This is a genomic window from Bacillus methanolicus, from assembly GCF_028888695.1.
GTDB lineage: Bacteria > Bacillota > Bacilli > Bacillales > Cytobacillaceae > Bacillus_Z > Bacillus_Z methanolicus_B.
The window spans coordinates 1,000,107-1,022,315 of record NZ_PNFF01000002.1 but is presented as its reverse complement, the minus strand read 5'-3'; the positions used below and the strand labels follow the sequence as shown (position 1 = coordinate 1,022,315).

Below are 22,209 nucleotides of genomic sequence, written 5' to 3'. Positions count from 1 at the left end.
TGAGGAACTCTCGGAAATTGTAACAATATCATTCATCCAATTACCTGCCTTTCTAATAATAAAAGCTCCAATCCCTACAAATTGTAGAGTCTGGAGCCTTCGGTATTCCGATCAGCTTCACTATTCATTTATACTACTCACAAACTTTATCTCCCCTTTAAATAAGACAAAAAACAATGTCTATGTATTTCCGTTCACTGACCAATATTTACTAACCATATGTAAGTTTGAATATTATTAATTATGTGTATTTTAATCCAATTAATCTTATCTGTCAACTAGGTTTTTGACAATAACAAAATTTGATGCAATTTCCTATATAAGTAAGACGTCAAGCGTCATTCAGATTGGTGTTGTTAGTTGGACAAGAGATAATGCAACGAATTGTGCATTATTTAATTTTAAAGAATGAATACGAAAATTATCAAATAAATAATTGAAACATTTCTTCCAACACGCATATTCTTTCATCTAATGGCTACCATAAATTAATGGAGGTGGGAAGACTATGAACAAGTTTGAAGACGCATACGAACAATATAAGCATCAAGGAACCCAACAAGCTAAAACTGACCAACCGCCGGACAATTCAAGTAAGGAAGAAATTATTGCTGTCAGGAAAAACGAAGATGATAACATCATCGCTGTTAAGACAAGCTCTGGAAGGGAGCTTGATTACCCTACTGCTCTTTCGGAAGCAAAAGCAGGTAAACTCGCAAATGTCGACGTCTTTCATAAATACGGACGTGATATATTAAGAAGCGAACCTGACGGAATCAAAGAAAACAACTTAGATGAATTACCTGAGTTCTAATCAAAAATGAAGAGCATGAGGCTCTTCATTTTTTGCTATAGAACCTCCTGTTGCAAATTGGTCATGCTATGATAATGTTAAAGAAAAAATCACAGGAGAGCGTGGAAATCCAAAATGGATGCGAGAGTAAAAGAATTGGTTAATTTTACAAAAGAAAAAATAGGCCTGGAACACTATCAATTACATACCGTTAATATCTATCGTGAAAAAAATATACTAAATGGTACCGATTATATGTTGTCGATGGAGTGGTATCCAAACAATATATCGGAACATACAGATGAGGATTGCAATCCTGTTGGTACAGCAGTTATTGATTTAGACATAAACAGTCGTCGATTTAGACGAATTATTTTTGTCGGCGGAACATCCCTGGCGGTTGGACTAAAATTTAATACGAACGATATCAATGAAATAATACATTGGATTGAGAAAGAAACAGGATTGTTATATGGCAAACAGTTCAGGATCAGGAAACAAGAAGAATTAAACATTTATTTCGAAGAATGTTTCAATGGTATTCCGATCTCACCGTCAGGCTCCATTCACTTTGAATTTGATGAGAATGGAAGATTGACCCTTTTTTCCGTTAATGGAAGCTTTCATTCTAAAGAGATGTTTAAAGAAGAGTTATTTTCCCTTTCTCTTAAAGATTTGGAACAAACCGCAAGAAACCAAGTTAAGCTTCTTGAGTTTCCTTCTTCGAAAAAAGAAAAATGTATACCTATGTACGGGCTGGAAGAAATATATGTAAAGAATGACAAAACCGGAACAATTCCATTTGAACCAGATGTAAGGCCGTACATAAAAATAGATAAAGTCCTTTATTGGGATGCATCTATTTCAGGACCTTTTAAAAGGCGCGAAATCAACATAAGTGAAACAATTACAATTGAGCAGGCTTTCTCACGTGAGCCGCATCCTGATACATTCCCGATTACGAAGCTGGATCAAGATAAAAGCATTGAAGCTGTTGTCAACTTTTTACGCAAACAATATCCGGATGACTCAGGAAAATGGAAGCTTACTTATTTTTTTCGTGACAACAGGTATATCAATGCGGAACTGAAACCTTTGCAACATGACTTGCGGGTATACCAGCGAAAACTAATGGTTTTGATTGATACAAATACCTTAGAAGCAGCAAATTATATCGACAATCAGTCTTTTTTAGACATGTTTGATCAATACACTGCATCTGAAAATATCACAATTAGTAAAGAAACAGCTTTTGAAAAAATCAGGACAAAGATTGAATTAAAACCTGTATATGTCTATGATTTCGAACAGAAAAAATATGTATTGTGCGGAAAATTAGATTGTGAATACGGTGTGCTTGCAAATAACGGTGATGTGATAAAGCTGCAGGACTTTTAAACCTTTACTTCATTCTCGGTAAAGTTGCCCTGCTGTAAGAAACAACAGGGCGTTCTTATATTGGGGTAGGACAACTTTCTATTAAACAAATAAGGTGTCAGGTACCATAAGTTGAATTCTTAAGTCATCAACTTTCTTTAAACACCTTAATTATCAGGATAGGTTTCTTTCAAATAACTTATAGATTGGTTAATTAACGCTTTTAAAACATCAACATTAATATCTGCTACTTTGTTGATGTACACACATCCTTTTCCAGTCGTATGTTTTCCAAAGTCCTTTAACAATTCATCTCGTTTTGTGTCACCCGCAGCTAAATACAAACTGATTTTGGCTTTTCGAGGTGAAAAGCCGACTAGCGGTGCATCGCCTTCGTGGCCGGATTCATATTTATAATGATATGAACCAAATCCAATAATACTTGGTCCCCACATTTTTGCTTTATAACCTGTCGTTTCAGTAAAAATATCTAATAATTTATATGCGTCTTCACGTTTTTTGGGGCTTTCGATATTTTCAATAAACTCAATGACACTGTTGTCGGTTTCTTTTGTTTTTAGTTCGTACATAATTAGAATCTCTCCTTTCCTTTCCCTTTAAGATAATATATTTTTCAGAAAATTATATCATTTTAAATTGATTGAAAAACAACTTTCTTAAATATAACAATATGTCATCTAAATGTTTATTTTATTCAATTTGTCATCAACTGAGAAAATTTCTTACTTCATTATGTTACGTAAATACGCTAATACAAAAAATCGATTTCCTCTAAAATAATGGAAATTCGGTTTTATAAATAGCTATTCAATTCATAAATTGGACCAAGGCCGCCTTACTATAGTAATCCACGATACATTCAGAATTATCCTATCATCTAACAAAATAGATGATAATAGAAGCCCAGCTGTTTCGTACAGCCGGGCTTCTATTTTGACCAAATTTTTAATGTGTATTATAATGTTTTCTTCGAGTGTCCACTCGACGTGGTTCGAAACCATCCCACGATAAAAAACTAAGGAGAGAATACAATATGAATATCAAAACACTTGTCGGGAATGGGATTTTGGCAGCCTTGTATATTGCTGTCTCCATGCTCATTCAGCCGTTTGGATTTACCCAAATACAATTTCGGGTTTCCGAAATTTTTAACCATCTTGTTGTGTTCAACAAGAAATATATTTACGGAATGGTATTAGGTGTCTTTTTAACCAATTTATTGTTTTCGCCGATGGTCGCATATGATCTTGTATTTGGCGTAGGACAAACTGTTATCTCTTTATTAATCACCATTTTTTCTGCGCGCTTTATAAAAGGCGTATGGGCGCGTATGGCGTTTAATACTTTGGTGTTTACTTTCACCATGTTCCTCATAGCGCTGGAACTTCATTTAGCATTTGGCTTGCCTTTCTTATATACATGGCTGACAACTGCCATTGGCGAATTTGTTGTAATGATCGTTGGTGCACCAATCATGTATGCACTAAACAAGCGCGTGAATTTCGAAAAATTGATATAGACATAAATGAAGAGTTGCGTACAAAGAAGCCGCAACTCTTCTTTTTTGGAGATCTATAAATCGAAATCTTCCATCATTTTAAACTTCGGTTCTTCAACATGTTTAAACTGATTCTTTCCGTGCTTAATCCCGTACTATTGAGGCCTCTTGGGAGGTTTTACGGAATTATACAACTTTTCCGCGGAATTATTGGTGTTTTCCGCGGAATTCATTCGATTTTTGACGGAATTATGAGAGATTTCCGCGGAATTCATTCGATTTTTGACGGAATTATGAGAGATTTCCGCGGAATTCATTCAAATTTTCGCGGGATTAACAAATTGAACAATTCTTTACAAAATAAACCCCATGTAAAAAAAGAATTCGAGACGGAGTTCTTTTAAATAATATCCAACGGCATTTTTTTAGTAGGTTTCGGAAACACCTCATCAAGTCTGTTCAGATCTTCTTCGGTCAATTCAATCGAAGCAGCTTCAGCGTTTTCGATCACATGTTGTTCCTGCACAGCTTTTGGAATGGAAATGACATCATTTGTTCGTATCGTCCAAGCAAGCGCGATTTGCAACGGTTTTACATTGTATTTTTCTGCAATTTCATTGACGATTGGATCCGTTAATAATTGTTTCCTTAAGGAGCCTCCTTGAGCAATTGGACTATAGGCCATGATCGGCATGTTATGTTCTCGCTGCCAAGGGAGTAGATCAAAATCAATTCCTCTGGAACCTAGATGGTATAACACTTGGTTTGTCGCACAATTTTGTCCTCTATCAGCGTTCCATAACTCTTCCATATCATCCGTATCAAAATTGGAGACTCCCCATCTTAGAATTTTCCCTTCTTTCCGAAGCTTTTCCATGCCTTCAATCGTTTCTTCTAAAGGAATCCGGCCTCTCCAGTGTAAAAGATATAAGTCCAAATAGTCCGTCCCAATCCGTTTTAAGCTGTTTTCGCATGCTTTTGAAATCATGTTTAATCCTTCATTATGCGGATACACTTTCGATACTAAAAAAACTTCATCCCTGCGTCCTTTGATCGCTTCGCCTACTATACGTTCAGCACCGCCATCTCCATACATTTCAGCTGTATCAATTAGCTTCATGCCCAACTCTATGCCGAGTTGTATTGCTTTGATTTCCTGCTCTTTCACCTGTGGATTTTCTCCCATTTTCCATGTTCCTTGTCCTAAACATGGAACTGAAGTGCCATCCGGCAGTTTCACGACGCGTTTTTGAAGACGATCTCTAATTTCCATTATTTTCTTTTTATCCAATATACTCAAAAACGATCCGCCCTTTCTTTTGTATATTGAAGTACCGTAGACATTTTCGTAATAGTTTACTCTATTATATATTTTCCATAAATAAGTTAATTTTCCCTGCTTTAGAAGCAGGAACGGACAATTTAAAATTTCCACAAAACTAAAATTTATTCTGTGATAAAATTTCACGGATCAAAAAAAAAAACCATAACCTTTTCCAAACAAAGGCTATGGCCGAATTGTCGTTTATTTTTTATCATCCTCTAACAAATACACCCTCGCCTCATACGGACGTAAAACAATGCGATCAATCCGCTCGCTTTCGTCCACTTTATAATTGCTGATTAATAGCTGATAGCCTTTGCTTATGAACTCTGATCCAAAAACCGGCAAATCAGCGTTTAAGTTTAATACGACAAGCAGCTTCTGATCTACATTTGGTTTTAATGGGTGCCTGACGCCTTAATTGGAAAATTATATTTGCAAAAACTAATAATATTAGTTATTTATTAAACTAATATTATTAGTTTTACATTAATTGAAAGAAGGAGAGGAAGAAAGCATGAATTTTTTATTGTTTTGTTTCTTTTTACAGTAGGATGCGGTTGGTTAGACGCAAGAATTCGTTCCTCCAAGCGAAATGAGGTGTAGTAAATGTTCGCAGGACATTTTGGACTGGCAGCAGCAGTCAAAGCCAAGTCGCCGGAGGTGCCGCTTTGGGCACTCATGCTGAGTACACAAATGCTTGATGTGGTTTTTGTGCCTTTTTATTTGTCCGGAGTGGAAACTATTGTGCCTGTAGCCGAAAATGGGTACGGTGAAATTTTAATACACGCTGACTACTCTCATTCCCTTCTGGGGGCATTGTTAATTGCGCTTTTCGTCGGACTTTTGGCAGGGCGCTTTTGGGGAAAGCGCGGCGGTTTCGTAATTTCATTGGTGGTCTTTAGTCATTGGCTCCTTGATCTATTGGTGCATCGTGCAGACTTGCCAATATTACCGGGTAATTTCTGGGATCTTCCATTGCTCGGTTTTGGTTTGTGGAGATTCCCGGCAGTTAGTATCTTGTTGGAATCTATTCTGATTGCAATTGGATTTATTTTGTATTTTCGTTCCATTGTGCCGGGAAAGGAACTCAAAAATAAAATATTGGCAATAACAGCTAGTATCATTTTGGGGATTTTACTAGTACTTTCTCTGATCACGGATGTGCTTGGTGCCGCATAATGAATTTTACGACTAAATAAACTGCGACAAAAATATTAAGTAATGAACTTCTTCTTGGAACGAAAATTGCCGAGGAATCGGAAAAAGGTAAATCTCCTTAACTGAATAGGAAATTTACCTTTTCACTTTAATTACCCTTGATGCGGGCAATAATCCCTTCCTCATCGTCAAGCACCAGCTCAATTCCGGAGTAAGGATTCATGTGCAGCACTTGGTCGAGCCAGCCGCGAAGGGCTTCTATTAAATTCTGCATGATAAGAACTTGTTTTCTGCCGGCAACATACACCTCTGCTGAAAAGCCGTAATCATCGTCATACATCAATTCCACTTCAACTTCTTCGGGCTTGATTTGCTTTTTTTCGGCGATGTATATACAGACCGCATTGATGATATCCTGTTCCGAGATGATTAACGTCTCCATGGATATTCTTCCTGTTCTCTGCGCTTATTGTTCAGCATTTTGAAAATGCCGCGAAGAAGTGAAATAAGTACAACGATCGCAAGGAAATTGATCAGAAAACCGATAACAGCACCAAAAGCACCTAAATTACCTAACAACCCGCCCAACAGCATACCGGCAATCCCCCCATATAAAAGGCCGCGCATGAAGCCGCCTTTCTTATAGGAATCGCTAAAACTCTTGGAATTTGTTGATTTCTTCGTAAATGAATTGGTTTCCGTTTTTTTGTACTGTGATGGGCTTGATGGGCTCGGATTAAAGCTTCTCTTCCCGGATTTATAGGATTTTGCGCTTACGACATTGTCATGTCCGTCAAACACAAAGCTTCCTACCGGGGTAAAAGCAATTGATATTGAGAGAACGGCTGCTAATAATTTCTTCATCATAATATATAATCCCTCCATTTTACTGAATTTTCCAGATGTAAGGTGCGTTTGTTTTTATCGAGAAGCCTGGACTGCCATCTTCATCATTATATACGGAATATGTATGAAATGGTTTCGTTTTTGGCTATTTGCATTTTTGTGTGGGGTAATCATTCATATGACAAATTTTCAAGAGAGAAGATGGGAAGCCTTTGTTCACCTTTTTAGAGCGCCTTCCACTCAAATGCTCTCTTTTTTAAAAAATGGCACAAAATAAAGCTGACTTGAAAAAGTCGCTATTCAACGACTTTAGAGTCAGCCTATGATATAATCTCCAAATGAAAAATTTTAGATGCTAAATGTGTTTGAAATTCTATATCTATCTATCAAATCTTATTGTTTTTCTTCTGAAGCAGGCTCTTGCTTATTTTCTTGAATTCTTCGAGGCCTGCCCCAAAGAAACCCCCAAGGATCAATCCTTTGAAAATCATCTTTTCTGTCATCTTCTTTTCGTTTATGAATAATATCAACTTCCTTGGCATGAATGATTAACTTATCAACATGAATCACTTTTTCTTTTTTGCCCTTAGACATTTAAACACCCCTTTACTCCCTAATATCGCTATATTGTATTCAATAAGGATTAATGTGTATGGGCAGTACATTATTTATTCGTGTTACTCCGCATGCTTTCCAGTAATCTAAATTTAGATATAAAAAAACGATACTGATTTTTTTCAGTATCGTTCATTCATTCAATTCTAGAGCAAATGGTAAGATCTACAAAACACTTGATGCTTTATTGTGTTTTGTTTACTTGGCTTCAGCCGTTGAAAGCATTCGGAACATCGGGAGCGTGACCAGAATGCCAATAAGGAAGAGAGCTGCAGAGGCCTCGTAGATCGCGACTAGGGAGAATTGTTCCTTCAACATACCGGCCAAGCTCATCGTGATGACCATCGCACCCATAAACAAAGGGGTCAATATTCCATTTACACGTCCTACAAAAGCTTCGTCGGTATTGTTCAGTATAATCGTATTAATGCCAATCTGGAGAGCAGGCATGAATAGACCGATGATAAATTCAGCCACTAAAGTAAGCCAGAACATAGTGGACCAACCCATTATAAAAATTCCTGCAGCCATGCTTCCCATACCCAGCATCAGCAGGATGTGAGGCGCAATCCGATTGGAGAATACCATCGCCACCGCGCCACCGATGATCATAGCAGCTCCATTGGCTGCGAACAGCCATTGCAGGTATTCCTTTTCCAGACCAAGGCGCTCTGTTACCAGAAAGATGGCCAACGGGTGGATTAATCCAATCCCTAATCCAGCAGCCATGAAGCCGCCTCCCAAAGTCACAAGAATCTTGCGCGACCAAACATATTGAAAGCCGAGCTTCATTTCATGCCAGAGCGACGTCTCACTTTCGTCCTTCTTCTCAATTCGGTCGGGAGGCAATAAGGTCAGGACGAGAGCAGATAATAGAAAAGCTATACCTACTACCGCCATAGAGATGTGTATACCAAATTGTTGAAAGAAGAAAGTGCCTACTACCGGACCTATAATCATGAATGTAGCCATCATCGTCTGGAATAATGACATACCCGCCTGCATTTGTTCTCCCGAAACGTGTACTTTAAACAGCTTCATCCCTGAAGGCTGAGAGAATTGGGATAGTATCGCGGAAACGAATGTTGCGAGGAAAACAACCTTCCATGTGCTGAACAGGAGAGCCATTAAGATGACAAATATCGATACAGCGCTTAAAAGGTCGCACCAGATCATCGTTCGTTTCGGCCGCCAACGGTCTGCGAATGTACCGCCAATAAAGGAGAAAATAAAAATCGGTGCAAATTCAGCCACGGATATGAGTGAAACGGCAAGCGCATCCCCATTCGTCTTCTCCGTGACAAACAATAAAATTGCAAAGTTGCGTACCCAAATGCCAATCTGAATAAACAAGCCGGCCGTCATAATCGTTAGGATGAAACGATTTCGTAAAAGTGAAGCCATAGATGGATTTGAATTTGTTGATGACATGGGAATTTCCTCTCTAATCTTAAATTTTTTACCTCTATTTATTTTTAAACTAAATAGTTCGTTAATGCAATAACCGGCTTCAACTCCTACATATATGTACAAAATCTACACATCGAATTGATAATTATTCCTGAACAATTGTTAACTAGAAGGCACGTGAAAAGGTGTTAGGAAGGCATCTGAACGCCCCCCTTATATGCTTTAGTATATTTGGTAAGGTGGAACGTGCGAATCCTTTGTTCTGATGATTTTTGGCGTGAAGTACCTAAACATGTTTGTAAAATTTTTAAATTAGCAATTTCATTTTTCTGAATAGAATCTTTATAGGTTTGCATAAACAAATTGATTGGCGATGAAGGCATTTCGCCGCAAATGTCCACACCGCAAACGTCTTTGTGTTCAAGAATATCTTGCAGATATTGGATCAGAGTGAGAATGCTCATGTTTCCTTGATCCCAGTTTGTCACAGCATCTGTTTTACTTAATACATCTTTATCGATGCTAATATAAACCGTATCCGTTTGAATGGTAGAAAGTATGCGTTTGGAAGAATAGTTTTGTTGGCGCTCAAAAGGAAAAATTTTCACTTTTGAAAAATCAGAAGAAGCAATCTTTGCTGAAGAAGGTCCGATCATAATAATCTGTTTCATCATCGGAATATGTTTAAGTGCAAAAGAAACCCATGAACCGCAAGATATGATCTCTTCAGTTGTATCCTCTGACGTATCCATGTCAGAATGATTGTCAAATAAAACTAATGTAAACGGTTTATCTATTTCTTTTAACAATAAATAAGTAACATAGTGATAGTTTCCGCTGCCGATAAACGTAATACCTTTCTGTTTTCTTTCTGAAAGACGTCTTTCAATTTCCTCCAGCGAATCTTTTTCACAATATAAGTTTACATGCAGAAGATTGAGAAAATCAATGCTCTCATGCGTATAGGATTGAAGTTTTTTCTGCGAAAAATAAGTTTCATCGAAGTTCAAAAACGTCACACCTTTGTTCATTGAACTACTCACCACTTAACGACCTTAAAAGTTGTTTGAAGAGGGAGATTCCTACGAACACCGAAGTAATCTTCAGTTATCTTAGTAGGCTAGCCCCGTTGCACCGACGGTTAGAAGCCTTATAGCTTCATTTATAAGATTTAAGCTTGCGTTAATATCTCGATCATGATGGGTTTCACAAGAAGGACAGTCCCATTCACGCAATCTCAGATTTTTAACGTCTTTGTTTTGATAGCCACAATTTGAACAAAGCTGACTGGAAGGAAAGTTTTTCGAAACAGTTACTACTTGTTTTCCATACCATTTTGCTTTATATTCAATCATGCTTTTGAATTGTGACCATGATACTTCGTTAATGGCTTTTGCAAGATGATGATTCTTTAACATATTAGATATAGACAAGTCTTCCATGCCGATAATGTCGTGGTTCTTGACAATATCGGTTGAAACCTTGTCTAAAAAATCCTTTCTTGCATTAGCTATTTTTTCGTGTATACGGGCGACTTTCTTTTTAGCTTTATACCAATTTGCACCGCCAACGGTTCGTCTACTCATAATCCGTTGTGCTTTCGCTAATTTTTCCTCTAAGGAGCGGAAAAATTTTGGATTGGAGTAGGTTGTTCCATCGGAAAGAATAGCAAAATCTTTAATTCCTACGTCAACCCCAATAGATGAACGGGTTTTTGGCCATTCAAATACTTCTGTCTCCGTTCCCAGAGAAACAAAGTATTTACCCGAAGGATTACACCGTATTGTTGCATTTAGGATATGTCCTTCTACTTCGCGGCTTTTGGCAAAACGAACAAGTCCAAGTTTAGGAAGTTTAATATAGTTGCCTTCAACAGCTATATTTCCATTTACATGTTTCGTTGTGTAAGATTGAACCTGATTCTTTTTAGACTTAAATCGAGGCTGTTTGTTTTGTTTTTTGTAGTATCGAACATAAGAGTCGGCAAGATTTTCAACTGATTTTTGCAACGCAATACTATCCACTTCCTTTAAAAATTCATACTGTTTTTTTAATTCAGGAAGTGATTTTATGGTTTCTTCCTTGTTGAAGTACTCACCCTTCCAATTATTCTTTGGTAGCTGACCGTTTTGAACCATTTCTGCGCAAATATGCCAGTAAGCGTCCTTTGCTTTGTGCTTAGCAAGAAAAAAGTTAAAAACGAACCTTGAACAGCCAATCGTTTTGTTAATGAGTTCCATTTGTTTCTTGTTTGGATAGATGCGAAATTTATAGGCTTTGTGGACGATCATGTCGTTCACCTCACTTCCATATGGAACGTTTGTTCTTATTATAGCATAGTGAGGAAGGTTTTGGCTATCGCTAACCGACATTCATCTCCACTTACTCATTGGGCTTCGCCCTTCCCATTCCTTGAAGTGGGAGTCTTCTTTCGGGAAACGATAATCCCATTTCTCTTGCATCTCCTTTGGTTTATTCAAGATGTATGTTTTTAAACAATAAAAAGAAGATGAATTTCTACAAAATGTAGTGTTCATCTTCTTTGTTGTTTACTTTAGTATTCTTTCCTAATTAATATACTTTTTTTATTATACCAATTTGGTCAAAAAAGGTCAATACTGTACTGAATACAGAGAATGCTGAATGAATTTACTCATTAGTCAGAGGTAATATAATTTTTACGAGTGTCCCTTCATTAAGTTTGCTGTTAAATATCATTTTCCCTTTGTGTTGTGTAATAATACGATTTGTAATCGTTAAACCCAGTCCCATTCCTTTCTCCTTATTCGAATAAAAAGGAACTCCAATGTTTTGTAATCTATCCTCTTCAATCCCTATTCCATTATCTTCAAAATAAATGATACAGCTTTCGTCTTGTATTTCTGCCGATATTACCACTTTTCCACCTTTCGGCAAGGCTTCAATTGCATTTTTGATAATGTTCATAAAGGCTTGCTTTAAGAGGTTTGGTTCACCATTCATATATATTTCTTCAGATGATGTATTATGTATTAATTCAACATTATATAGAGTTGCTTGAGGAGTCAGAATAAAAATCGTTTCCTTTAATAATTGATGTAGATTAATATTTTTTTCCATTTTAAGAATTTGAGGCTTACCTAAAATCATAAACTCACTAACAATTTGTTCTAGTCGATTTAATTCATCGTTTATTATTCGACAGTAGGATTGAATTGCAGGTAAGGTATTGTTCTCTTCAATCAGCTCGACAAATCCCTTTATGGACGTCAGTGGATTTCTTATTTCATGCGCGATACCTGCCGCCAATTGTCCTAAAACTGCTAACTTTTCGTTATTTCTCACATATTCTTCCGTTTTTAGTTTTTCACTTATATCCCTTGATATGAATACATATTTTTCAATTTCCCCATTTGGTGCTTCAACTGACATTCCTTTGCCTTCAAAAAATACTTCTTGTCCATTTATATTTATTTTTCTAAAAGTGAGAGTGAAATAATTATTTTTCTTTTTTTCAAGAAGTGATAAATACTCTTTAAATTTAGGAATGTCTTCATCATGCATAAAGGAAAAAACATTTTTACCCACAATATCTTTTGGTTCATAACCTAAAATGAATTTATAAGAAGGGGAAGCATATTCATATATACCTTCTGTGGTGACAACACAAATTAGGTCATTGGAATGCTCTAAAATAATTCGGTGTTGGGCTTCACTTTTGCGTAATTTCTCTTCTGCTTCTTTTCTTTTCGTAATATCTCTAGAAACCACAGTCACATGTTTTACCTTCTCATCTTCCACAACGGGAATAAAATGTGTTTCTAACCAAATGTAATCATTTCTTGCATGTAAAAACTTACACTCTACTGTCAGGATTTCACTATTATGAATAATCTGTAAAAAACGTTCAAAAACCGACTCCCTTTCACTAGGATGAATCAAATCAAAGGGGTTCTCACCTATAGCGAGTTCAGGTATATAACCTGTAATTTCTTGATAAGATGGCGAAATATATATGAATTTACCAGTTAAATCTAATTCTCCAACCATTTCAGTTGTGTAATCAGCAATAAGTTTTAGTTTAATATCATTTAATCTCTGATTATGATTCGTCGTAAGATTTTTACGGATAAATACTTGAAACATGTTTGGAGACTCTACAATTGGTATGTTATGGGTTTCTAAGTAGATCTCTTTACCATGTGTTGTTTTCCAAAATAGATCAATCGTTACTATTTTCTGTAGGTAAATCCACTTTTCCATAACCGTTTTCTCTTGTACAATCCAATCACTTACTTCCGTACCAATAAAATCCGACATTTGCTTAATTCCTAAAAGGTTCAGAGCTGCAGCATTTGCATACAACCATGTGTTATTTTCTCTTATTAAAAAAGGGGTTGGACTATCTTCATAAAATAATTGGTAAGATTGCAGTAATTTAGGCTCTAAATGATTTGATATAAGTTGCATACCATTTCCCCCTATGAAATATTTTCTTAAAAAAAAGTTAAATTATCCAATTTTCTAATAATTCCTTTTTTACAATTTTAAAGAAATGACGTCAGTTAATTCAATAATATTCTGAAAAAATCCATTACCTTATACCATAAAAATTTTTATTCATACTATATATTGGGAATCATGAAAAGATTCACAATAAAAGACCACGTATTAATACTGTTTGTGTCATTGCCATCAAAATTTCCTCCATCCAACAAATCCTTGTTCAAGATATTTCTTTAACAAAAAAAAACACTGCAAATAATAAAGTCTCTTTTCTTTTATTAATGTAAGTTAACAGTTCATTTAAAGATAGGTAAATATTGAATTAATCGACAAATTTTTCAGAATTGCTTGTTTATAATGGCTTTACGTTTGAAGGAAGGGAGTTGAAAATCCCATGCAATAAAAATCCATAGAAGGAAACGTCTTTAAAAAATAATGAGGAGGAATAGTAATGGTATTTAAAAAACTTTGGAAACTTTCGATTCCTGTATTTGCTTTAATGGTTGTTACGGCCTGCAACACTGATCAAGACATGAATCCTCAAGAAGAGCCAACTAACGGAGAGATAAATACAGAAAAACCTGCAAATAGTGATATGAATACTGAAGAACCTACGACAGGCGGTGAGAATAGTACTGAAGAACCTACAAGCGGGGAAGCGAATCCGGAAGATCCCGCTAACGGTGATACGAGTACAGAGGAACCCGCAAATGAAGAAACATCTCCTGAAGAATCAACTAGCAAATGATGTTGAGCTGCCTTCATAGTCACTCAGTTAATTAATTAATTAATTGTTTCATATACATCATTAAAGTTAAAGCGACCTTATCATCTTATCAAGTTGAACAAGGTCGCTTACTGTTTTTATAAAACAAAAACTCGTGATATCCCCGGCTGCACTCTTAGCTATTCAATCCTAAATTGTTTCTGCACCGGAACCGGAAATAACTCTCGGTTTAATATTAAATAAGCGGTATTAGCATTTTTTGAATCATTAATGGTAGATGCATTACATATTCTCAAAGTAGGAAAGCACTACCAATTGACAATGATTCTCATTTTCCCTACAATAATTTCAGAAGCGTTAAGATATCGGTCAGGGGGAAACCATATGTTTAACATGTTACATGGGTTGAAGGATATTCATACTGTTATTTCAAATCACCGTAAAATAGGCGGAGCTGCAGAAGCAGACTTGATTCGTTTGTCATCTGGTGAAATATACCATAACCCGGTATTTACGAATATTGACTTATCAAAAGGTCAATATGTTTCCCTATGTTTTATAGATGAGAATGGAACAAATATTATGGCGCACGTTGATCAAATTGCTGTGATTAAAGGATTGCAGCATAAGTTGATTTGCCAGCTTAATAATACACATGCGAAACAATTATTGTTACAAGGTACTTTACAATACTTACAAAAGTTATGTGAAGTAAATGATGGATTTGTCACACATTCTTTTAAGAAAGAAGCGTTAAAACTTGTTCGAGATATAAGTGTAAAAGAACTTAAGAAGCACAATATTTCACTTCCATTCCCAATTGAAGAAAAGCTTATTCATTTAAATGAACGCGTTTTAGCATAAAAAAATGAGGTTCCAGAGGGGACCTCGTTTTTCATTTAACGAATTTCTGCTTGACAAGCTAGTCGATAATGATCGTTTAAGGCTTTCTTTAGCTTTTTTTGTTCTTTTTCGTTTGGAAGGGATAAGCTAGATAATCCTTCTATCACTTTTACTGTACACACTCCGCAAGTTCCCTTTCGGCATTTATATTGCAAGGCTTGCCCTTGATCTAAAGCAACATCTAATAAATTTCCTTTAGTAGGTTCGATCTTAAATCTCATTTGGTTTTGAAGCAAAATAATTTCATTAAGGTGCTGACGTTCTGGTTTAGATCTTGAAACTTTATGAATCATCATATTTCTGGGAATAAGGGAGCCAACAGTGAATGCTCTTTTATTCATTGGCACTCATCCATTACTCTCCGCCGTCTTCTAGTGTACATATGGCAGATGGTCGTTTGATCCGCAAAACAACCGTTTCATACACACGGAAAGGATGGTTCATTCCTTCTTCTCCCAAGTATGCTGTATCAAAGTCCTCTGAAACAGCAAGATCAAGATTATTTCGCCCTGTATTGACGAGGACTCCCGTTTTTCCTTTTAAAACCGGGGATTGGAATACCCCATCTGTAACAAGTTCACGAACATGTTCAATTTCTAAAACGTTTGTATCTTTATGTACGCGGTGCAACAATGAATATAACTCCGGTGATAAAACAAGAGCAAACGGTCCATTATGCTTCATCTCAAGTAATTTGTTTCTTGCTTCCACTACATCTTGAAAGGCGTTTCCTGATTCGTACCAATTTCCAATTAAGTGTGTGGACCGACCTTTTACATTCATCAACCCAGGGATATCAAATTCCTTTGATCCGTGAAAAATCATCTGATCCTCTAATATCGCCACATCCCGGGCAGCATTTGCAGCTGCGGAAAAATCAATAGGGATGTCTAAAACTTTTGCCTGTTCTAAATCACGCCAATATAGAACGAAATCTTTGTAAAGTAACGGGATTGTGTAATTTACCCGCTTACTGGACTGGATTTCTGTATCAAATGATCCTTGAAAATCCATTTTTGCTTCGTGGTTTTCAATAAATATGTCATTAAAAATACTTTGTACTCCTCTTCCAAGCGGGCCGTACAATTCGATAAATCGGCGTCCAATCAATTGTCTTCGTGCAGTGTCAATGACGGTTTGATCTAATTGTAAGAAATCTTGATCTGTTAATGGTGAATCCGGAAATAGTTGAGTCTTGCCCATTCTTTTCTCCTCCTACATCTTTCGCTATAATAAACTGCCTACAGTAAACCCTTTTTTATTCTTTAGTTGTTTTATAATTGGTGAAGAACCAGGTGGAGCTAAGTGGTCGTGGTGTTCATCATGATGTGCGTGCGGATCGACATAGTCATGGTCAAATCGTTCATTTATCTTATTTAACATTTCTTTAACTTGTTGATAATCTTGGTAGGAAACATCCCTCATTTGCTTTAACAGTGAACTTCGTTCCTCATCTGTAAATTGAAAAAGAGCTAAATCCAAGTGCTCTACAAAATTATGCAATCCGAATTTTTCAAGATTTAATTCTTGTAAAAGGCGATTAAACTCATTGTTGGCCGGTGAAAAGATTTTCTCATCTTTTTCTTTTTCAAATTTACTAATAAGCGGAATAAGTTCCACTAAACGTGATAGCCTTTGTTCTTCCTCTTCATAAATGTGGTGATAATATAGACGTTCATGATCATCCTTGGCATTTTGAATGACAGGGTCCAGCATACTCATAAATTTTTCGATTGCATCCTTGGTAGTTGTAAAAATTCGATAAAAAATGTTTAATTCGTCTTTCACTCACTACACCTCTTGATTTTATGATAATTGCCATTATTGCCATTTAACTTCATATTTATTACATCTTTTTACCTTTAGAAAATCATAAAAAATAGAATATCCCCCCTGGTTTTATCACAATTTCATCACAAGTTTATCCTATAGTTGAAATGTAAAGACTTTCATGGGCTGCTATACAATGAGCAATTGATTTTTTGATAAGCATGGGCATATGTAATAACAATGTAGAAGGAGTAAACGTATTTAAGGTCGAGTTAAAGGATAAGAAGGGGCGAGCACAAACGAAAGGAGATTTAATAAAATGAAAAATATCTTTAAAAAATCATCCGCAGTTCTTATTTCAACCATGACAGCAATGGCTCTTTTTGCAGGTACAGCCAGTGCACATGTCACTGTAAATCCGAGTACTTCAGCTCCCGGAGCATGGGAAACTTATACGGTAAAAGTACCTGTTGAAAAAGAGGTTGCGACGACAAAAGTAACATTGAAAATTCCTGATGGATTAGAATATAAGTCATATGAGCCGGTGCCAGGATGGGCAACAACCACTGAAAAAGACGAATCTGGCAAAGTAACATCGATTACATGGACAGCAAAAGGCGAGGGAATTTTACCTGGACAATTCCAACGTTTTGCATTTGTGGCAAAAAATCCAGACAAAGAACAAGACGCTGCTTGGGATGCTTTCCAATACTATAAAGACAACAGTATCGTAGAATGGACAGGAGTTGAAGGCTCCGATACACCCCATTCGCTCACGAAGATTACTGCAGCACCTGCATCAGAGAAACAAAATACCGGTCACCATGATGGCCATCAGGCCGGTAATAATGATTCTGTAAAAGATACAGCTGCAACAGCGAAATCAGAGAATGACGGCACACAAACAACAACAATGGCTCTATCGATTATTGCTCTATTACTTTCAATTGGGGCATTGATAATGGGATTCCGCCGCAAATAAGATCAACTATGGATAGAACATGCAGTTATTTTCTGCTTGTTCTATATTTTTCTATCCCTTCTTAATAATGTTTATTTAGTAAAATACCATATGAGTTTTTTCATAACTCCCACTAAATCACCTTCAATTTTTATCATTATTGTTTTTTTCCAGAAGTTCGATAATTTTATCCAACTTTTGCTCAATTGCTGTATTGGAATGGTTCTTATATTTTTGATTTTTTACCAATGAATTAATTAACAGACCAATTGATACAAAAAACAAAATAACTAGAGACATTGAAAAAATTTGAAATACTAAATCTGCCATATTCAAAGCAATCATCCTTTTCTACAAAAATATTAAGCAGCCAATAGAAGAAACTTTTTACGAAAATAAACTAAAAGGGGATTACTCCCCTTTTATTTCTAACAACTTCTTCCTTAGCTCGTCTTCCATAGAAGCCAGCTCAATTTCGGCTTGGCGGCGTTTGTTTCGCCCTTCTTCCTGGATCCGCAAGGTCTCTTCGAGTGTTGCGATTAAATTTTCCTGGGTTTTCTTTAATGTCTCGATATCGACGAGGCCGCGCTCGTTTTCTCTTGCCGCTTCAATCGTATTCGTTTTTAACATTTCTGCATTTCTTAGCAAAAGCTCATTTGTTGTCTTTGATACTTGTTTTTGTGCTTCGACGGCATGGCGCTGCCTGATCAATGTGAGAGCGATCGCAACCTGATTCTTCCAAAGTGGAATCGCCGTCATTATGGAAGATTGGATTTTCTCGACAAGCGTCTGGTTTGTATTTTGAATTAGGCGGATTTGAGGAGCACTTTGGATTGTAATTTCCCGGCTTAATTTCAAATCATGCAAACGTTTCTCCAGACGGTCGGCAAATTGGATCATATCGTTTACTTCTTGAAACTTCATTTGATCGTTTGTCTCTTCAGCTGCTTTCTTAAGCTCCGGAATCGTCTTTTTATACAATTCTTCAAGCTTTAATTCACCTGCTGCAATGTACACATTTAAGGCTTGAAAATACTCCTTATTTTTTTCATAGAGCTTTTCAAGCATGGCGATATCTGATAAAAGGATATTTTTGCTTCTTTCTAACTTCATACTAATCCGATCGATCTGTGCACTTGTTTTTTGATATTTGGAAAGTACCTCCTGTATGGATGCTGATAGCTTTCCGAACATGCGCGCGAATAAGGACGGCCGACCCGGTTTCAGCTCATCAGGGTTCACCTCATTCAGCTTCCTCATTAAGTCGTTTATGATACTTCCTATCTCGCCTACATCCTTTTGTTGGACATGCTCAAGCATAGTTTCCGAAAATGACAAAAGCTTGGATTGGGCCGGCGTTCCATATGAGATAATCGCTTCATGATTTTTCGGGTCAATCTGTTCCGCAAGCTGATAGGCCTTTGCCTTATGTTCTTCCGGGATCACGTCAATAAGTCTAACTTGCTTTTCTTCATGCTTTTCGAGAATTGGTATTTTTTCATTCTCTCCAAACGGGTTAGAAAGCAAGTCATCCATTAAATCCTCATTGCTTGTTTTTTTTAACAGTGATGAATTGTTTTCGTTCATTTTAATCTCCTGCCTTCTTCATGTAATTGTGATTCCTTGATTTTTCTTATCGAATGCTTGGCCACATCCAATTCAAAATGCAGCTGATCTATGTCATCAGAAAGGACTTGATATAAATCATTTTCAATCGAAGTTTTGAGCTCCTCTAACGTTCGGCGCGTTTCAACAAGGGATTTTTCCAGCTCCCGGTCCTTTTTTGGCTGCGAAGATAAGAAAACATATTTCTCTGCCAGCTCAACGGCCGAATCCAAATGGGAAAAATAAAATCGTTCCGCCTTGTAAAAACGTTTCGGCTCTTTTTTTGTCAAAATGTATATTTTTCTCGTGATTCGAATAAATTCCATTCTTTGTTTCAAAGATGGAATATGCCGTATGGAAATAAGCGCTTTATGCAAACGAGAAATTTTTGGTTTAGCTTCATCCAAATTTTTCTTAATATATCGATATTCTTTTCTAGTTAGACGATGTTTTCTTAAGAATCGATACTTCAAATAGACTGAAATCATCCAATATGTGAGAATCGCTCCGGCCAAGGAAAATGCTGTCGAAAACATAAACGTTTGATCGAAAGAAATAAAACTCACCAGCCAAACAGTGGCAGCTGTCGGGATTGCAATCAACATTCGGACAAGAAATGCTAAAAACCGATTCATCGTATATCGACCCCTGTCATATACTCTTTTTCTAATTATACGGATAAAAAGAATAAGAGTTTCGTTTCTTGAAGAAAATGACTACCTCAAACTTAACCATACTCGAAAATAATTATTCCTTCTAAGGACCATAAATGTAAAGTATCTAAGACCTGGGGCGTATTTTTTAAAAATAATATAATTTCTTTTCTAATACGATTACTACCTTTTTTATTTTTGGCCACTTCTTTTTTTGTCATAATTCGTCATAATTGCTTTTATTAACAAAAAAGCCTTGCTGACAGCAAGACTCCCTTAGTTATTGAATTAATTTCATTTAACAGTTTCTCAACATAAGATAACCCTTCGGTGTATTTCTCCATTTTTTTCAGCAGCTGCGAAGATATCCCCTAAAAAGTATAAAAAACAACCAGTCGTTTACTAACACAACCGGTTGTTTGATCGAATACTTTTGTATAGTTCATTTCAAAGTTCATCATTGTTTACGGCTACCGTCTCTCTAGACTCGACTTCTTCCCATCCTTTACAAACATCTACCCATCCTTTAGCAAATGAATATTGAAATAATTCATCACATGTCAATTCGATGGCAGAGTTTGTGCTTCCACAGGCGGGGAAAAGGGTTTCGAAGCGTTTCATTGAGATATCCAGATAGACGTCCATCTCATTTTTCAACCCGAACGGGCAAACTCCGCCTATAACATGCCCGGTTTGCTCCAGCACTTCGTCAGGCGTGAGCATACGGGCCTTAAAGCCAAATGTGCGGCGAAATTTCTTGTTATCGATTTTGGCATCACCAGCAGCTACGATTAAGATGCCTTTGTCCCCTTCTCCCCTGAAGGATAGCGTCTTCGCAATTCGAGCGGGGATGACGCCAATTGTGTCAGCGGCTTCCTCAACCGTAGCAGTCAATGTTTCAAATTCCATTACATCATCTTCACGATTCCACTGTTTAAAATGGACTTTTACACTTTCAAGCGACATCTTGTTCATCCTTCCCTTTCCCGACGCTAATGTACCATGGCCGCAGAATTTAATTTCTGCTTTTGGAGTAAACCAATGTAAATCATATTCATTATCCGCTTTACGACAAGCAAAAACTGTTTCAGGTTGATTCATTTCATGGGCAAGCCGTTCCATGAATTGATCACTTGGAGTTTTATCTAATATACAAACAACTGCTGGATTGCCTCTAAATGGTTCTGTTGCAAAAGCATTCACAAGTAAAAGGTTGTATGATGCTGGATATTTCCTCCTTTCTTATCTGACTAGTATTCTGTATATATTACTTAACACCTTTCGAAAAAGTCAAATAATTAATACTACTCATTATAAGAATGGAACATCCCAGATGATAGAAAAAATCTTGTTCTCCTATGGCTTTTGAATAACCCTATATAAATTTGTTAAAATGTTCTCGATTGAACTCTATCTTTGAAGTAAAAGTATGATAGCAGAGGCCTAAGATAATAATTGCCAGCCCATATACAAGGCAACACTCCAAATAATGATGGCAGAAATTTTATTGACTCTTTTTACGATATTTCCTGTTTGGTCTAGTCTGCCTACCATTCTCCCTATGATTGCCAACCCGAAAAACCAGAGCCAAGAAACAAAAATGGTTGCGAAAGTGAACGCCCATTTTTCATCAGCCGTATAGCGAAGCGAGTTTGTCCCGATGACACCAATTGTATCCAAGATTGCATGCGGATTTAACAAGGAAACGGAAGCAGCAAATACAATTTGTTTCCGAGCTGAAAAACGTTCCTCGTTCGTGTGATTGACTTTCGGTTCACTGTGCCAAATATCCCAGCCCATGTATATAAGAAACACAATGCCAATCCCTAAAATGATGATCTTCAGCCATGTGAATGTTAACACGATAACGGAAACACCAAGCACGGCAAGGAGAATCAACATTGTGTCACAGAGAGATGCTGTAATAATGACCGGGAGAACACGCAGAAATGCAGGTTGAATGGCTCCTTGATTAAAAACAAATACATTTTGAACACCTAAAGGCAAAATTAATCCGAAAGCAAGAATAACCCCGTGGATGATTGCTTCATTCATTCTTT

The 22,209-nt window shown here is 36.6% G+C and carries 24 protein-coding genes and 1 riboswitch; of the genes, 7 read left to right on the top strand and 17 right to left on the bottom strand.

The window, feature by feature from the left end:
* The first annotated feature begins 508 nt into the window (after window positions 1-508).
* Complete coding sequence (locus C0966_RS16715) at window positions 509-814, top strand: DUF3892 domain-containing protein (RefSeq protein WP_274856785.1); 306 nt, start codon at window positions 509-511, stop codon at window positions 812-814.
* 114 nt (window positions 815-928) lie between these two features.
* Window positions 929-2,191, top strand: coding sequence for a hypothetical protein (locus C0966_RS16710; RefSeq protein ID WP_274856784.1), 1,263 nt, complete (start codon window positions 929-931; stop codon window positions 2,189-2,191).
* 146 nt (window positions 2,192-2,337) lie between these two features.
* Here the strand turns inward: C0966_RS16710 and C0966_RS16705 are convergent, their stop codons facing one another.
* Window positions 2,338-2,760, bottom strand: coding sequence for a DUF1801 domain-containing protein (locus C0966_RS16705; RefSeq protein WP_274856783.1), 423 nt, complete (start codon window positions 2,758-2,760; stop codon window positions 2,338-2,340).
* A gap of 411 nt (window positions 2,761-3,171) precedes the next feature.
* Window positions 3,172-3,216, top strand: a riboswitch (PreQ1 riboswitch).
* 8 nt (window positions 3,217-3,224) lie between these two features.
* Here C0966_RS16705 and C0966_RS16700 point away from each other — a divergent pair.
* Window positions 3,225-3,710 (top strand): QueT transporter family protein, encoded by a 486-nt coding sequence (locus C0966_RS16700; protein ID WP_274856782.1) that lies wholly within the window; start codon window positions 3,225-3,227, stop codon window positions 3,708-3,710.
* Between the two features lie 379 nt (window positions 3,711-4,089).
* On the opposite strand, the gene C0966_RS16695 is transcribed toward C0966_RS16700, so the two are convergent.
* Complete coding sequence (locus C0966_RS16695; RefSeq protein WP_274856781.1) at window positions 4,090-4,989, bottom strand: aldo/keto reductase; 900 nt, start codon at window positions 4,987-4,989, stop codon at window positions 4,090-4,092.
* A gap of 633 nt (window positions 4,990-5,622) precedes the next feature.
* On the opposite strand from C0966_RS16695, the gene C0966_RS16690 reads away from it, so the two are divergent.
* Window positions 5,623-6,195, top strand: a complete 573-nt coding sequence (locus C0966_RS16690) for a permease (protein ID WP_274856780.1) — start codon at window positions 5,623-5,625, stop codon at window positions 6,193-6,195.
* 127 nt (window positions 6,196-6,322) lie between these two features.
* Here the strand turns inward: C0966_RS16690 and C0966_RS16685 are convergent, their stop codons facing one another.
* The 7 genes from C0966_RS16685 to C0966_RS16655 form a co-directional block, all read right to left on the bottom strand.
* A complete protein-coding gene (locus tag C0966_RS16685; RefSeq protein ID WP_274856779.1) occupies window positions 6,323-6,616 on the bottom strand; it encodes a YxcD family protein in 294 nt (97 codons plus the stop codon).
* Window positions 6,604-7,041, bottom strand: a complete 438-nt coding sequence (locus C0966_RS16680) for a hypothetical protein (RefSeq protein WP_274856778.1) — start codon at window positions 7,039-7,041, stop codon at window positions 6,604-6,606. Before C0966_RS16680 ends, C0966_RS16685 begins: the two co-directional genes overlap by 13 nt.
* Window positions 7,042-7,413: 372 nt before the next feature.
* The gene (locus C0966_RS16675; protein ID WP_274856777.1) at window positions 7,414-7,614 is read right to left on the bottom strand and encodes a hypothetical protein; all 201 of its coding nucleotides are present in this window, start codon (window positions 7,612-7,614) and stop codon (window positions 7,414-7,416) included.
* Between the two features lie 219 nt (window positions 7,615-7,833).
* A complete protein-coding gene (locus tag C0966_RS16670) occupies window positions 7,834-9,066 on the bottom strand; it encodes an MFS transporter (RefSeq protein WP_274856776.1) in 1,233 nt (410 codons plus the stop codon).
* 167 nt (window positions 9,067-9,233) lie between these two features.
* Window positions 9,234-10,076, bottom strand: a complete 843-nt coding sequence (locus C0966_RS16665) for an arginase family protein (RefSeq protein ID WP_274856775.1) — start codon at window positions 10,074-10,076, stop codon at window positions 9,234-9,236.
* An 81-nt stretch (window positions 10,077-10,157) separates the two neighbouring features.
* Window positions 10,158-11,336, bottom strand: coding sequence for an IS200/IS605 family element RNA-guided endonuclease TnpB (tnpB, locus tag C0966_RS16660; protein WP_274856774.1), 1,179 nt, complete (start codon window positions 11,334-11,336; stop codon window positions 10,158-10,160).
* Window positions 11,337-11,694: 358 nt separating this feature from the next.
* Window positions 11,695-13,494 (bottom strand): PAS domain S-box protein, encoded by a 1,800-nt coding sequence (locus C0966_RS16655; protein WP_274856773.1) that lies wholly within the window; start codon window positions 13,492-13,494, stop codon window positions 11,695-11,697.
* Between the two features lie 487 nt (window positions 13,495-13,981).
* On the opposite strand from C0966_RS16655, the gene C0966_RS16650 reads away from it, so the two are divergent.
* Window positions 13,982-14,278 carry a hypothetical protein gene (locus C0966_RS16650; protein ID WP_274856772.1) on the top strand — a complete coding sequence of 99 codons (297 nt, stop codon included), beginning with the start codon at window positions 13,982-13,984 and terminating at the stop codon, window positions 14,276-14,278.
* A gap of 363 nt (window positions 14,279-14,641) precedes the next feature.
* On the top strand, window positions 14,642-15,121 hold the full coding sequence (locus tag C0966_RS16645; protein ID WP_274856771.1) for a hypothetical protein: 480 nt from the start codon (window positions 14,642-14,644) through the stop codon (window positions 15,119-15,121).
* A gap of 35 nt (window positions 15,122-15,156) precedes the next feature.
* Here C0966_RS16645 and C0966_RS16640 read toward each other — a convergent pair whose 3' ends face one another.
* The 3 genes from C0966_RS16640 to C0966_RS16630 are packed head-to-tail and all read right to left on the bottom strand — an operon-like array spanning window position 15,157 to window position 16,948.
* Window positions 15,157-15,501 carry a 2Fe-2S iron-sulfur cluster-binding protein gene (locus C0966_RS16640; protein ID WP_274856770.1) on the bottom strand — a complete coding sequence of 115 codons (345 nt, stop codon included), beginning with the start codon at window positions 15,499-15,501 and terminating at the stop codon, window positions 15,157-15,159.
* Between the two features lie 13 nt (window positions 15,502-15,514).
* Entirely contained in the window at window positions 15,515-16,363 is an 849-nt protein-coding gene (locus tag C0966_RS16635; protein WP_274856768.1) for a family 1 encapsulin nanocompartment shell protein, read from the bottom strand.
* Between the two features lie 24 nt (window positions 16,364-16,387).
* Entirely contained in the window at window positions 16,388-16,948 is a 561-nt protein-coding gene (locus tag C0966_RS16630; protein ID WP_274856767.1) for an IMEF encapsulin system ferritin-like cargo protein, read from the bottom strand.
* A gap of 301 nt (window positions 16,949-17,249) precedes the next feature.
* Here C0966_RS16630 and C0966_RS16625 point away from each other — a divergent pair, with 301 nt between their 5' ends.
* On the top strand, window positions 17,250-17,912 hold the full coding sequence (locus C0966_RS16625; RefSeq protein WP_274856766.1) for a YcnI family protein: 663 nt from the start codon (window positions 17,250-17,252) through the stop codon (window positions 17,910-17,912).
* 123 nt (window positions 17,913-18,035) lie between these two features.
* Here the strand turns inward: C0966_RS16625 and C0966_RS16620 are convergent, their stop codons facing one another.
* From C0966_RS16620 to C0966_RS16600, 5 genes are all read right to left on the bottom strand, one after another.
* The gene (locus C0966_RS16620; protein WP_274856765.1) at window positions 18,036-18,221 is read right to left on the bottom strand and encodes a DUF4083 family protein; all 186 of its coding nucleotides are present in this window, start codon (window positions 18,219-18,221) and stop codon (window positions 18,036-18,038) included.
* 81 nt (window positions 18,222-18,302) lie between these two features.
* Window positions 18,303-19,478 (bottom strand): toxic anion resistance protein, encoded by a 1,176-nt coding sequence (locus tag C0966_RS16615; protein ID WP_274856764.1) that lies wholly within the window; start codon window positions 19,476-19,478, stop codon window positions 18,303-18,305.
* Entirely contained in the window at window positions 19,475-20,131 is a 657-nt protein-coding gene (locus tag C0966_RS16610) for a 5-bromo-4-chloroindolyl phosphate hydrolysis family protein (RefSeq protein ID WP_274856763.1), read from the bottom strand. The genes C0966_RS16615 and C0966_RS16610 overlap by 4 nt, the downstream gene beginning before the upstream one ends.
* A gap of 465 nt (window positions 20,132-20,596) precedes the next feature.
* Complete coding sequence (locus C0966_RS16605) at window positions 20,597-21,352, bottom strand: YbaK/EbsC family protein (RefSeq protein ID WP_274856762.1); 756 nt, start codon at window positions 21,350-21,352, stop codon at window positions 20,597-20,599.
* Window positions 21,353-21,592: 240 nt separating this feature from the next.
* Window positions 21,593-22,204 carry a LysE/ArgO family amino acid transporter gene (locus C0966_RS16600; RefSeq protein WP_274856761.1) on the bottom strand — a complete coding sequence of 204 codons (612 nt, stop codon included), beginning with the start codon at window positions 22,202-22,204 and terminating at the stop codon, window positions 21,593-21,595.
* Between the last annotated feature and the right edge of the window lie 5 nt (window positions 22,205-22,209).

What these genes read in the sequence shown, in the direction of transcription:
- C0966_RS16715 (WP_274856785.1), top strand. Translation starts at nt 509, where the DNA reads ATGAACAAGTTTGAAGACGCATACGAACAATATAAGCATCAAGGAACC.
- C0966_RS16710 (WP_274856784.1), top strand. Translation starts at nt 929, where the DNA reads ATGGATGCGAGAGTAAAAGAATTGGTTAATTTTACAAAAGAAAAAATA.
- C0966_RS16705 (WP_274856783.1), bottom strand. Translation starts at nt 2,760, where the DNA reads ATGTACGAACTAAAAACAAAAGAAACCGACAACAGTGTCATTGAGTTT.
- C0966_RS16700 (WP_274856782.1), top strand. Translation starts at nt 3,225, where the DNA reads ATGAATATCAAAACACTTGTCGGGAATGGGATTTTGGCAGCCTTGTAT.
- C0966_RS16690 (WP_274856780.1), top strand. Translation starts at nt 5,623, where the DNA reads ATGTTCGCAGGACATTTTGGACTGGCAGCAGCAGTCAAAGCCAAGTCG.
- C0966_RS16685 (WP_274856779.1), bottom strand. Translation starts at nt 6,616, where the DNA reads ATGGAGACGTTAATCATCTCGGAACAGGATATCATCAATGCGGTCTGT.
- C0966_RS16680 (WP_274856778.1), bottom strand. Translation starts at nt 7,041, where the DNA reads ATGATGAAGAAATTATTAGCAGCCGTTCTCTCAATATCAATTGCTTTT.
- C0966_RS16675 (WP_274856777.1), bottom strand. Translation starts at nt 7,614, where the DNA reads ATGTCTAAGGGCAAAAAAGAAAAAGTGATTCATGTTGATAAGTTAATC.
- C0966_RS16670 (WP_274856776.1), bottom strand. Translation starts at nt 9,066, where the DNA reads ATGTCATCAACAAATTCAAATCCATCTATGGCTTCACTTTTACGAAAT.
- C0966_RS16665 (WP_274856775.1), bottom strand. Translation starts at nt 10,076, where the DNA reads ATGAACAAAGGTGTGACGTTTTTGAACTTCGATGAAACTTATTTTTCG.
- tnpB (WP_274856774.1), bottom strand. Translation starts at nt 11,336, where the DNA reads ATGATCGTCCACAAAGCCTATAAATTTCGCATCTATCCAAACAAGAAA.
- C0966_RS16655 (WP_274856773.1), bottom strand. Translation starts at nt 13,494, where the DNA reads ATGCAACTTATATCAAATCATTTAGAGCCTAAATTACTGCAATCTTAC.
- C0966_RS16650 (WP_274856772.1), top strand. Translation starts at nt 13,982, where the DNA reads ATGGTATTTAAAAAACTTTGGAAACTTTCGATTCCTGTATTTGCTTTA.
- C0966_RS16645 (WP_274856771.1), top strand. Translation starts at nt 14,642, where the DNA reads ATGTTTAACATGTTACATGGGTTGAAGGATATTCATACTGTTATTTCA.
- C0966_RS16640 (WP_274856770.1), bottom strand. Translation starts at nt 15,501, where the DNA reads ATGAATAAAAGAGCATTCACTGTTGGCTCCCTTATTCCCAGAAATATG.
- C0966_RS16635 (WP_274856768.1), bottom strand. Translation starts at nt 16,363, where the DNA reads ATGGGCAAGACTCAACTATTTCCGGATTCACCATTAACAGATCAAGAT.
- C0966_RS16625 (WP_274856766.1), top strand. Translation starts at nt 17,250, where the DNA reads ATGAAAAATATCTTTAAAAAATCATCCGCAGTTCTTATTTCAACCATG.
- C0966_RS16620 (WP_274856765.1), bottom strand. Translation starts at nt 18,221, where the DNA reads ATGGCAGATTTAGTATTTCAAATTTTTTCAATGTCTCTAGTTATTTTG.
- C0966_RS16615 (WP_274856764.1), bottom strand. Translation starts at nt 19,478, where the DNA reads ATGAACGAAAACAATTCATCACTGTTAAAAAAAACAAGCAATGAGGAT.
- C0966_RS16610 (WP_274856763.1), bottom strand. Translation starts at nt 20,131, where the DNA reads ATGAATCGGTTTTTAGCATTTCTTGTCCGAATGTTGATTGCAATCCCG.
- C0966_RS16600 (WP_274856761.1), bottom strand. Translation starts at nt 22,204, where the DNA reads ATGAATGAAGCAATCATCCACGGGGTTATTCTTGCTTTCGGATTAATT.